Annotated in this window: 12 protein-coding genes; 4 read left to right on the forward strand and 8 right to left on the reverse strand. The window is 39.7% G+C overall.

Translation table 11 applies throughout. The features are described 5' to 3' along the window. Window positions 1–14: 14 nt before the first annotated feature. Window positions 15–896 (forward strand): hypothetical protein, encoded by an 882-nt coding sequence (locus DBR43_RS13625; protein ID WP_124581666.1) that lies wholly within the window; start codon window positions 15–17, stop codon window positions 894–896. On the opposite strand, the gene DBR43_RS13630 is transcribed toward DBR43_RS13625, so the two are convergent. The 3 genes from DBR43_RS13630 to DBR43_RS13640 are packed head-to-tail and all read right to left on the reverse strand — an operon-like array spanning window position 893 to window position 5,162. Further along, entirely contained in the window at window positions 893–1,582 is a 690-nt protein-coding gene (locus DBR43_RS13630; RefSeq protein ID WP_124581668.1) for a response regulator transcription factor, read from the reverse strand. The genes DBR43_RS13625 and DBR43_RS13630 overlap by 4 nt on opposite strands. Window positions 1,583–1,587: 5 nt before the next feature. Beyond that, a complete protein-coding gene (locus tag DBR43_RS13635; RefSeq protein WP_124581670.1) occupies window positions 1,588–3,255 on the reverse strand; it encodes a sensor histidine kinase in 1,668 nt (555 codons plus the stop codon). Window positions 3,256–3,266: 11 nt separating this feature from the next. After that, a complete protein-coding gene (locus DBR43_RS13640; protein ID WP_124581672.1) occupies window positions 3,267–5,162 on the reverse strand; it encodes a prolyl oligopeptidase family serine peptidase in 1,896 nt (631 codons plus the stop codon). A gap of 324 nt (window positions 5,163–5,486) precedes the next feature. Here DBR43_RS13640 and DBR43_RS13645 point away from each other — a divergent pair, with 324 nt between their 5' ends. The 3 genes from DBR43_RS13645 to rfbC are packed head-to-tail and all read left to right on the forward strand — an operon-like array spanning window position 5,487 to window position 8,177. Continuing rightward, the gene (locus DBR43_RS13645) at window positions 5,487–7,295 is read left to right on the forward strand and encodes a tetratricopeptide repeat protein (protein WP_124581674.1); all 1,809 of its coding nucleotides are present in this window, start codon (window positions 5,487–5,489) and stop codon (window positions 7,293–7,295) included. A 16-nt stretch (window positions 7,296–7,311) separates the two neighbouring features. After that, window positions 7,312–7,614 carry a DUF4286 family protein gene (locus DBR43_RS13650; RefSeq protein WP_124581676.1) on the forward strand — a complete coding sequence of 101 codons (303 nt, stop codon included), beginning with the start codon at window positions 7,312–7,314 and terminating at the stop codon, window positions 7,612–7,614. Between the two features lie 8 nt (window positions 7,615–7,622). Beyond that, window positions 7,623–8,177 carry a dTDP-4-dehydrorhamnose 3,5-epimerase gene (gene rfbC, locus DBR43_RS13655; RefSeq protein WP_124581678.1) on the forward strand — a complete coding sequence of 185 codons (555 nt, stop codon included), beginning with the start codon at window positions 7,623–7,625 and terminating at the stop codon, window positions 8,175–8,177. 70 nt (window positions 8,178–8,247) lie between these two features. Here the strand turns inward: rfbC and DBR43_RS13660 are convergent, their stop codons facing one another. From DBR43_RS13660 to DBR43_RS13680, 5 genes are all read right to left on the reverse strand, one after another. Next, window positions 8,248–9,090: a flagellar motor protein MotB gene (locus DBR43_RS13660; RefSeq protein WP_124582092.1), complete on the reverse strand. Its 843-nt coding sequence runs from the start codon at window positions 9,088–9,090 to the stop codon at window positions 8,248–8,250. A 5-nt stretch (window positions 9,091–9,095) separates the two neighbouring features. Further along, a complete protein-coding gene (locus DBR43_RS13665) occupies window positions 9,096–9,758 on the reverse strand; it encodes a DUF2461 domain-containing protein (protein ID WP_124581680.1) in 663 nt (220 codons plus the stop codon). Next, window positions 9,755–10,153 (reverse strand): DUF983 domain-containing protein, encoded by a 399-nt coding sequence (locus DBR43_RS13670; RefSeq protein WP_124581682.1) that lies wholly within the window; start codon window positions 10,151–10,153, stop codon window positions 9,755–9,757. The genes DBR43_RS13665 and DBR43_RS13670 overlap by 4 nt, the downstream gene beginning before the upstream one ends. A 44-nt stretch (window positions 10,154–10,197) precedes the next feature. Next, complete coding sequence (locus tag DBR43_RS13675; RefSeq protein WP_124581683.1) at window positions 10,198–10,458, reverse strand: hypothetical protein; 261 nt, start codon at window positions 10,456–10,458, stop codon at window positions 10,198–10,200. 140 nt (window positions 10,459–10,598) lie between these two features. Then, a complete protein-coding gene (locus DBR43_RS13680) occupies window positions 10,599–11,930 on the reverse strand; it encodes a DUF4302 domain-containing protein (protein WP_124581685.1) in 1,332 nt (443 codons plus the stop codon). Window positions 11,931–11,938: the final 8 nt, after the last annotated feature.

An 11,938-nucleotide genomic window follows, 5' to 3' on the forward strand; every position in this document is an offset into this window, starting at 1 on the left:
ATCTTTCCCCGGACATGGTAAAAAGAGTACTATTTTCCAGCCTTGATTTTCTACTATTCAGCAATTTATTCATTGCAATCTGTGCAGTTGCCCAGGGGCTGCTCACCTACCATTTATTACAGGTACCACCGAACAAGAACATTCTTGCAATCTTATTTTTTGGGACATTAGCCCTTTATAATTTCAGTATGCTCATGTCTCACCCTAAAGATCCGGGCAATTCTCCTTATATCAGGGTGCGCTGGATCTTTTCGCATCACCGGCTGATCATTTCCATCACACTGATCTCGGCGCTTTGCCTCATCCCCCTGGGATTATTATATCTGAGTATAGAAGGGAAGTTGTTAATGCTCTTTACAGGGGCAATGGCCGTTAGCTATAGCATCCCTTTCCTGAGTTTAAATCATCAAAAAATCGGATTAAGGAATATACCGGGGATCAAACTCTTCCTGGTTGCCATCGTATGGGCCATCAGTTGCGTTTTATTACCTATAGTGGAAGTAGAACACAGTTACCCGGTCAACATCTCCACAGGCGAGACTTTATTACTTGTAGGCCAGCGCTTTTTATTCATCGCAGCAATCACGATTCCTTTTGATATCCGGGACCTCTTTCAGGACAAGATATATGAGCTGAAAATGATCCCGGTAATGTTTGGCGAAAGGAAAGCCTATATTTTCTGTCAGTTTTTACTTTTAGGCTACCTCATTCTATTGTTGCTGTTCAGTCAGACAGTCAATCTGGATGTCATCGCCTTAACCATCACCATCCTGCTAACAGGATGGCTCATATTTAAGTCCGGAGTCCAAAAGAATGAATATTACTATTTCTTCTTCTTAGATGGCATCATGATCCTGCAATACCTGCTTGTATTATTGGTAAGCATTAGATTTTAAGCAGGATTAAAGCGGTATCCAACCCCTCTAACCGTTTGCAATAGCTGAGGATTATCCGGATTAAGTTCGATCTTCTTACGAAGTCGTACAATGTGCATGTCCAGTGTTCTGGTATTTACATCTGAATTATATCCCCATACTTCCAGCATCAAAGCATCTCTGTTGATCACTTTATTAGGATTTCTTAGAAAATAAAGCAAGATCCTGTTTTCCAGAATGGTCAATTCAATTTTCTTTTCATTCCTGAACAGGGTATGGATGTTGGGATGATGTTCCATATTGCCAAAACGGTGAATCTCTGAGCGGTCGTTGTTTAGCAGGAACTTCACTTTATTCTCCAGCATCGCTACCAGTACATCCATATTGAAGGGCTTGGTTACATAGTCGGATACACCAAAGTTATAGGCATCAATCTTATCGATGTCCTGCGCTTTTGCAGTCATCATGATGATCAGGTTTTCAAATCCCTGTTTTCTCACTTCTTCGCAGACTTCTGAACCTTGTTTACCAGGTAGCATCCAATCGAGCAATACGATATCCGGTTTTTCACTTAGGATCATTTTTTCCGCAGCATCTCCATCTCCGGCTTCAATGATCTCGTATCCTTCTGCTTTTAAGCGATGTACTACTAGAAACCTTAAGTTCTCATCGTCTTCAACTATTAATATTTTAATTTCCTTAGACATACTTTCTAATCATTATATGGTAGTACAATTTTAAATTCTGTTCCTTTATTCACCCTGCTTTTTACAGTAATCTCGCCCTTCATAAAGTTAACGAGTTCCTTACAGAAAGCCAAGCCCAGTCCAACGCTTCCATTCTGGTTGTATTGGTTCTGAATGCGGAAAAACTTTTTAAAGATATTATTAATTTCGGAGGATGGGATTCCAATCCCATGATCCGTAAACCGTAACACTACCCTGCCTTTGATTAAACGGGCACTGATGTGTAATTTTTTCCTTTCCGGTGGCGAATATTTATAGGCATTCTCCGCAAGGTTATCAAAAAGACTTCCCAGGAGAACAGGATCGGTCACAAAGGTAGTAAAGCCGCTCACCTCATAGGTAAAATCAAAATCAGGATGCTTCAGGCGATGGGACTCCACAGTGCTCTCGATAAAATCTTCTATGTAAATCTCATCTCTGTTTAACTGAATGGCCTTATTTTCAATCTGAGTGAAGGCGAGCAATTTATTCATTAACCCATTCAGCTTATCCGCCTCTTCATCCAGGATCTTTCCATACAGCTTTAACTCCCTGTCGGTAAGAACGGTGGCACTTTTTATATTATTTCCTGCAATCTTAATGACACTGACGGGTGTCTTAAACTCATGCGTCAGGTTATTTACAAAATCGTATTGCAGTTTAAACATCCGTTGATTGATGTTCAGGTTCCTGTAAATCAGAAAGGCAACCAGCACCACAATTCCATAAAAAACAAGGATTGCGAGGGCAATAGGTAAAAAATAACTGCGGATTTCCCGGTCTACAAATGATTTGGAGGAGATAAAATAAAGTTTATAGTCAGAAAAAGGCCCCGGAAGCGTAATTTCTGTGCTCAGATAGGCTTGCGAAGTATCTAAAGGATCATAAGTAAGGGGCTGTATCTTGATAAACTGATATAGTAGGGGCCTGGAATTAATGATCTTAATCTTGTATGGATCGAGGTGGAAACACATCATATCCTGCTGGTAAACTGGCTGCGGATCCAGTACATTCCTCAGCATTTTTTTATAGGCTTTCAATTCCTCCATCCTCGGAATATTAAGATAGGTGATCTTATTGGAGCGGACATTACTGAAATTGCTGAACAGCTCATCCTGATCAGGCACCTTAGTGGTGTCCAGACTTTCAATATACGAAGCCAGTTTCAAGGCCAATCCGTTAAAATCATCTCCTACAATAAAATTCCTGGTATTCTCCCTGGAGAACAACAGCACAGAATCCTGCGGGATCAGACTTCCAAACTGATAAATATTTTTCGGTCCGAAGGAGAATTTTCCGGTATTTAATCCATCGCTTACAGGTGTATTCTTTACCTCTGAATCGTAAAACACCACTTTAGAAACAAAGGGATATTCCAATAACACGGTATCTACAAAGCTGGAAGCCGTAGCAGAATCCAGATACCCGTTATAGTAAGAGACCTCAGGCAACTTCTTTTGAAAGAAATCATTATATGGCTTAATGCTTTGCTCCAGTACGTTTACCTTCTCTGATACAAATTCATTTTCAATGAATTTCTTACTAAAATTGTAAGCCAGATATAAAGACAGGCAAAACAATACAGACATCAATACGATGAAAGTAAGGATTAAGGAAAAATTCTTACGATAGCCTGTTTTTTTTTCTGAGATCATGAGATCCGAATTTACCTGTTTTTAAGATTAGTCTCTAAAAATTGTTCCAGGGCAGTATAAAACTGGTGCCTGCTTTCCTGATTTTTAGCAGGGAATACGATGCCTTCATTTTCCAGATAGGTTACGTTCACATTTCTCTTTTTAAGGCTTTTTACAAATTGCAGGGATTCGCCGGCATTCGTATTCTGATCCTTTACATTCTGACAAATGAATACAGGGATATTGATTCTATCCGTCTGGAATAACGGAGAAGATTTTCGCATCAGGTCCGCATCCGTTAGCGGGTTTCCGACAATACCGTAATATAGCTGAAGGCTGGTTTTAAGGTAGGGTGGAATAGATTTTAAATAGGCAAATAAATTAATTACGCCAGAATTTGAGGCAGCACAGGCATAAATTCCAGGGCTCAGATACGAACTGTTTAAAGCAACATTACCGCCAAAGCCTGTTCCATAGATTCCTATTCTCTTCGGATCTGCAATCTTCTTTCCAATGAGCCAGTTCACGCCATCGCTGATATCACCCTGGATCTTTCCTCCCCATTCTTTAAATCCGGCAGACATAAACGTCTTACCATATCCTGAAGAGCCGCGATAATTGATCTGAAATACAGCATATCCCCTGTTGGCCAAAAATTGAACTTCTGCGTTATATCCCCATAAATCCCGGCTCACAGGACCGTCGTGCGGCAATACAACAACCGGCAGCTGAACTGCTTTGACATGTAAAGGGAGGGTGAGATAACCGTTAATCTTAGTTCCGTCCTTCGATTGAAAGCTAACCGCTTTCATTTCACTCATTTCTCCTTCCCGGATTGCGGAATTAAAATCACTTAACTTCCGAAGTTTTCTTTTGTCGGCAAAATAAAGATAGTAGGAACCAGGATTCCTGTCGGTAAAGGTCCTGATGACAAATACATTTTCAGCCTTATCACGGGAAAGAATCTGAGTCTCCGTTTTAGGCAACAGACGATCCAGGTCATCATAGATGATCTTTATAGAATCGTCCAGGTAATGTTTCTCTTTCTTCCAGGTTTCGTAAGTTAGGAAAGACATCTTTTGTTTCTTTCTCGAGTATTGCGCTTCGGTAATATTCAGGGTATCATTTCCAAAAAGCACTTTCAGCTCTTTCCCTGTGTTACAATCCACTTCGACCAATGCGCTTTTATCTCTGTTTACACTGGAAATGGCATAAATGATATTTGGACAGTCATGCTTAAAGGCAACCGGTTTAAAAGTAGTGATGAAATTATTGGTCATGATGGGCTTGAAGACAAGTCCTTCCTGAGCCCGGTATAACATTGTGGTCGTCCCACCATCTGTACTCACGGCCAGTCTTAATTTTCCTTCTGAGTCCGTTTTCCAATCTGTAATGTTCCCGGGGTTTTTAGCTGCCATTTCCATGCTTCCATTTCTTACATTGAGCCGGTAAACATCAAAAACAGTGGAATCTCGTTTATTGGAAGAGACCAATAAGAACTTATCATCAATCAACTGATCCTCCAAAACCCTCATTTTCCCTTGCTCATTCCTGCTCAACTGCCTTTCATTTACTCCCTCTTTGTTGATGATAAAAATATCTGAACGACGTTTTGCCGCATCAATCTCTTTATAATAGATCAGGTCATTGTTGCTCACCCAGAAATAAAAAATAACATTCTTGTCTTTCAGGTGAGTAATTTTCCTGGCCTTTCCGGTAGCGATATCCTCAATATATAGATTCAGACCTGAATCTTCCAGTTTAAGGTAAGAGATATTCAATCCGTCAGGAGACACGCGATAGGTAACTTTATCCTGCGATTTAAAAAAATCATCAAGAGGAATAAGACGTGCTTCTCCCTCCTTGTGCTGACAGGCAAAAGCAAGAGCAATTAAAAACAGGAAAAAGTATCTTTTATATACAATCATATTACTTAATGGCCTGCAAAGCTACACAACCCTGCCTTTCTAAAAAGGCTATACACCAATATTGTTACTTTTATACCCCTTTATGTACGGCGTATGATGTTGAATATAATTACTTTTTTGTGGTATGAGAATATAAATGAGTAACATTTAAAATACCGGCATGTATTAATCTTGTGCACTTAACACATAAATTAACCTATAAATCGTTAATTTTAGGTTCCTGTACACTTTATCTCAATGAAACCATCATCTGCATAACGCCTGTAAAAAACAATGGCCATGCTTAAGATTGCTTCATAGCTGCTGAAAAACAATTATATTCTGATGAAAAAAATAATTTTAATCGTTTCTTTTTGCCTCTCTGCTTTTTATTCTTCTGCTCAGGAGAATGTAGATGATGCGCTTGCTTATCAGTATTATCAGCAGGGGCAGTTTCAGGAAGCCTCTATATTATTGGAAAAACTCTTTAATAAAACAAACAGCGACACGTACTTTGAGCTATATTTCAATTCGTTGTTAAAGATTAAGAAATTTGACGAAGCAGAGAAGCTGGTAAAAAAATTGATCAGACAGAACCCGAAGAAACCGGCGTATAGTATTGCCCTTGGGCGTTTTTATCAGGAAAAAGGACAGACAGACGAAGCCAATAAGCAATACCTTCAAGCCATTAATAACCTCCCTGCAGAAGAGTATAAAATACGGGAGCTTGCCAATAATTTTTACAATTTCCAGGCCTATGACCTGGCCATTACGACCTTTTTACAGGGAAGAAAGCTGATGAACGACAATAAGCCCTTCACTTTTGAATTGCTGAGCATTTACCGCTATAAAAAGGATAAAAACATGCTGATTCAGGAATACCTGAACGCACTTCCTGAAATGCCTCAGCTACTTCCCCAGGCAGAAAGCGTATTGTCTACCGTCTTTGAAGACAATTCCGATTACCAGCTTTTACAGTCTGCATTGCTGAAAAAGATTCAAAAGGAACCACAAACGGAAATCTATACCAAATTATTAATCTGGCAATACCTGCAACAGCAGGAATATGAAATGGCATTGAGGCAACTGATTGCACAGGACAAACGGATTAAAGATGATGGCGCAATTCTATATCAGGCCGCCAATACTTTCCTTAGCAATCAGGCTTACCCGGTGGCCATCAAAGCATATGAATACTTGTTATTAAAAGGAAAAGAAAATGAGTATTATCTACCGGCTAAGGTGGAGCTCGTCAATGCAAAATACCAATTGGTCATTGCCGGTAAGTTTGAGAAAAATGCCATTACAGAACTGGCAGCAGCTTACCAATCCATCCTGGATGAATATGGCAAAACGCCACAAACAGTTTTCGCATTAAAAAAATGGGTAAACCTGCAGGCCTACTACCTAAATGATCTTGAAAAGGCAGAAAAAGGGTTGGAAGAAGCGCTTAAAATCCCTGGTCTTCCAAATGCGGAAACCGGGCAGCTAAAACTTGATCTGGGCGACATTTACATTTTAACGCAACAACCCTGGGAAGCCATTCTGCTCTATGAACAAGTAGCCAAACAATTTGAAAATCAGGCTATCGGAAATGAGGCCAGATACCGGTCGGCAAGACTTTCCTTTTACCAGGGAAATTTTACTTATGCAAAATCACAGGCAGATATTTTAAAGGCCTCAACTTCACAACTCATTGCCAATGATGCCCTGAACTTAAGCCTTCTGATTTCAGACAACCTTCAATCGAGTACAGACAGCAGCGCCTTAAAAATGTATGCCGATGCAGAAATGCTTCAATTCAGAAATCTTCCGGCAAAAGCAATGTTAAAACTGGACAGTATTCCTATTGCTTTTCCAAACAATAGTCTGCTGGATGATATCCTGATGGCTAAATCAAGGATCTTCATCAAAAATAATGAAATCAGTCAGGCAATTCTTGTTTTGAAAGAGCTGACAGAGAAACAACATACAAGCATATGGGCAGACGATGCTTTATTTACGCTTGCCGGACTTTATGAGAACAATCTAAAAGATAATGAGCAGGCAAAAGTATTGTATCAGAAGCTGATTAATGATTATCCCGGCAGCATGTATACCACTGAAGCACGTAAGCGCTTTAGGAAACTTCGTGGAGATATTATTGGTACATAGTTCCTATCTTTGCCCTATGTTATTATACAATGTTACTTCAATAATTGAAGATGCCACTGCCGACCGTTGGTTGCAGTGGATGCAGGAGTCCCATATTCCGGCAGTAATGTCTACGGGGAAATTTGTTTCTCATCGTTTACTTAAAGTACTGGACTCTCCAAATGAAGGAGTTACTTACTGTGCCCAATATGTAGTAGACAATATGGCCGATTACCTGGATTATCAGGCAAATCATGCCCCAGCCTTCCAGGCTGAAGCAGCGGCGAAATTTGAAAATCAGGCGGTTGCCTTTCGCACGCTAATGGAATATGTAATCTAATCCCTAATATGAATATAATAAAAACACCCATTGAAGGTCTGCTGATCATAGAACCAAAAGTGTGGAAAGACAATCGTGGCTATTTTTACGAAAGTTTCAATGCAAAAACACTGGCAGATGCAGGCATCGATGTCAATTTTGTGCAGGACAATCAATCTTTTTCGCAGAAAGGAGCCTTAAGAGGTCTACATGCACAGAAAGCTCCTTTTGATCAGGGTAAACTGGTCAGAGTAATCCAGGGAAAAGTGATAGATGTAGTAGTTGACATCAGAAAAGGTTCTCCAACCTATGGCAATCACTACGCTATTGAACTTAGCGGAGAAAACCACAGACAGCTTTGGGTTCCACCAGGATTTGTACATGGTTTTTTAACCCTTGAAGATGAAACCATTTTCACCTATAAAGTAAGCAACTACTACGATAAAGACTCAGAAATCGGGGTGATCTGGAACGATGCTGACCTGAACATTCAATGGAGTAAATTTATTCCTGAAAATGAATTTATACTTTCAGATAAAGATCAGGTGCTTCCTGCTTTTAAAGACTTCAACAGTCCTTTTTAATCAGGGATATAACATAAAAAAAAGGCGTTCTGAAAAATATCAGAACGCCTTTTTTTATGATTATAGTCAATTATTGTTTGATCAAATTGTACAATTCATCCAGCTTAGGAGAAAGCACAATTTCTATTCTTCTGTTTTTGCTTCTGCCATCAGCACCGGTATTTGGTGCCAGGGGTTGAAATTCACCCTTACCTGTTGCAGTCATACGTACACCTTCTACTTTGGTCACCTCTGTCAGGTAACGAACTACTGAAGTCGACCGCAATACACTCAGGTCCCAGTTGTCTTTAATCTGTCCAAGGTTGGTAATCTTTTGTGAATCGGTATGTCCTTCTACCGCAATATTAATTTCAGGCTGTTCCTTCAAAACACCCGCTAACTGGGCAAGTGCCAGCTTTCCTTTTTCGTCAATAATGATACTACCGGAAGGAAACAACAGCTTATCCATAAGGGATACATATACTTTTCCGTTTTTTATTTCTACGGTCAAACCACTCTTGGTAAAACCAAGTAAGGCTTGCTGTAGCTTTTCTTTTAACTGGTTGGTAGCCTCATCCCGCTTACGCAATACCTCTTCGACTTCTTTTAATCGTTGCTCTCTCTTTTTAAGGTCCTGAGAAAGCTTACTAATCTCCGTAGAGCTATTATCCTTTAACTTGGCATAGTTTCCATCCATTTCAGAATACTTACCTCTCAGGTCGTTTAAAGTTGCACTTAAACCTGTCGTGTCCTTTTTCAATCTCGCGATCAATCCTTCCAGGTATTCTCCCTTCAGGTGTGCCTGCTCCAGGCCGGAACTCAGCGAATCCTGTTTAGCAAGTAAAGCTTTATACTTTTTTGGAGACAAAACTACACAGGCACTAAAGGCGGTTGCCAGCAATCCGGCAAATAAAAATAAAACGGTTTTTTTCATCATAACTATTGCGCTACGGCATTTCTCAAAAATAATATAAAGGGATAGACACTTTCAAAAGCATTTGTCAACTGATCAACGATTCCCGGTTTCAAAAAGTCTTCATCTTTCAAAGGATAAACGGCAATAAAGCTTTTCAATTTTAAAAGTTCTATCTGAGGATGATCGACTTCATATCCTTTAGGGGCATTTTTCAGTTTGTCATCCTGACTCAGTGTAAACGTATTTTTGAAGCTTTTAGCATTTATGATGTCCAGAAATTCAGAAGTATTGTAATCAATTTCTTCTCTGATCTTTTTAAGCACCGGAGCTTCCGGCATCCAGAACCCTGCGCCAAAAAAGCATTGTCCGGGCTGGATATGAAGATAATAACCTGGATCAGGAATTCCTTTTCCCTTCACATTAAATGAAATTCCGTAATTATTTTTATAAGGATCTTTGTTCTTACTGAACCGCACGTCCCTGTAAATGCGGAGCAAGCATTTTTTAGCGGGTGTATCTATAGAAAATTCGGGGTCCACTGTGGCAAGTTTAGGGATCAGCTGATCCACAAATGCCAATACATCATCCTTTGCAGCTTCGTATCTGGCTTTATTTTCCGCAAACCATTCGCGGGTATTATTCTGAGCTACATCGGTTATAAAAGCGAGTGTTTCTGGTTTAATCATGGCTTATCGTAATAGGCGTTATACTTAACTTTTGGTGTTAGCCAATGTAATAAAATCACACGGGAATAGCGATAGTTAAATGGAGCCAAAATTAAACATCCCGAAAAGATTACGGTGATGTATAACCAAAAAGATTCAAACTCCAGCCAACCTCCCGATAAGATATAAGCGGCAACACCGAGAGAGATCATCTCTGCACAATTCATCGCATAGCTGACATACATTGCTGCATAAAAATAACCTGGTTCAATCTCGAAGCGAAATGCACAATGACTACAAACCGTATTTGTTCGCTGTAGGTTAAACCCATAGAGACTTCCGGTAAAAATATCGCCCCTGCGGCATTGCGGGCATTTCCCATGCACAAGTGCATACAACTTAGATGTTTTTTGCATATCTGTCAAAAACCCGCGAAGAAGCAGGAAGGGTGAATTGAAACTTATTCCGAGATATTAAATACCTGGTCTGTATTTTTCTTACGAAACTTTACATACCATAAAATCCCCATCCCCGTAATTAACAGATAAGGAATCGCCAACAGGTAGATAATCCCGGTATTCAGCCCCTTTCCCTGTGTATTTCCATTTTTAACACTTTGCTCAGCACTAACGGTACACATGGCGCACTGCGCACTGGCAGATGGTATATTGGAAGTAACCAGTAACACCATAAAAAGGAAGATAAAAGCTATCTTTTTCATCCAGCAAATATAAGGAAAGAAGATTAGAGATAAGCGACTTGGTATTGTAAAAAATATTACATAAAAAAGGCCGGAAAACCTAAGTCTGCCGGCCTCAATTAAAGGGGGGGGAGCGTTATCTAAATCTTCTGCTCTTATTATTATTGAAGAATTCCTGTAACACCAAATGCAGGCGTTTGAATACTGGTCAGGTTACCTAACAATCTTTTATTAGGTAAATCATTATAATAATCCAGTTTGAAAGTATCACTACTGAATTTATTTAACATCGCTGTTTTCATCATATTCAATAATGCCGGACCTGCGCCGCCACTTGCGGTCAATCCGCTGAACTTAAATTCACCCGTTGCTGTTTTGGTATAATCAAAAGTATAGAACGCTTGAAACACGTTTCCTGACTGGATCAAATAAAAACTAATGACAAAGGTTTTCGCTCCGGTATTGAATGCAAAATCAAAGTCGCTTATCGTGGAACTAAAGCTGGTAGCAGCGTTCGCTTTCACCTGATTGTAGGCAGTAACGAAGGCTTGCCCTGCTCCTGCTAAAGGAGTAGCACCAGGAATATATAGAGAGTTTACAGAATTCCCAATTAGTTCATGTAAAGGAATAATGGCAGAACTGCTCTTTAATACTTCTATTTTAGTACCAGCCGATGTATTCACAAATAATTTCTGCAATTCCGGATTAAAGTCTAATGACTGATAATCAGTCCCCGAAAAGCTCAGTGCTTTACGAAACAATAAACCTGAGGTGGAAAAAGAAAGGGGCACTTTAGCACCAGAAAGGACACCTTCTTTTAGCGAATTAAGGGTAATCGCCCTTACAGAAACATCAGTATTTGCGGTCACCTGAACCTTTTTTGTGTTGTCTTTTGGATCCAGAAAGTAAAGAAAAGGGTTGGTCACCAAATAATTGGTCAAGTCACCCACCATTGTAGAGAAAGCTGCTGAAGTATAAAAGGCTTTATCCGCAGCACTTGCTTTAATTAAAGTAAGCGGGGTATTTCTCTTTTTCCCAACCAGTTTAAGGGTATCCCCTTTTTGTTCTCTGATCTCAAATTCAAAATCGGAACCATATCCTGCTCCTTCCAGACCTCCGAATTTATTAGGATCAGGATCGGTTAACAAATGAAGATAAGAGTAAGTGTCGAATATCAGCGTGGGAGTCATTACCTGCTTAACCTGATACGTACTTTCAAAAGACTCAGCTGAATAATCAGTATCATAATCAGCCCTCATCGTTACACGGTCATTGGCTTTAAAATCCAGATAGAAATTGTAACCACCACCAACTGCATCAGTATAGAGATAACCTTTCCAGCCATTAGTGCTACTTAAAAGTTCTTTTTTATATTTCTCTACACTTTCAGTATTGCGTTCTTCCGGTCGCTTTCCATCGACAAGCTTCTCATCTTTTTTACAGGCCTGGATTCCAAGCACTGCAAAAAGTCCTATTATAAATATCTTTTTCATTAGATTCT

Origin of the sequence: Pedobacter sp. KBW06, assembly GCF_003852525.1 — a bacterium.
In the GTDB taxonomy this organism is placed as follows: Bacteria; Bacteroidota; Bacteroidia; order Sphingobacteriales; family Sphingobacteriaceae; genus Pedobacter.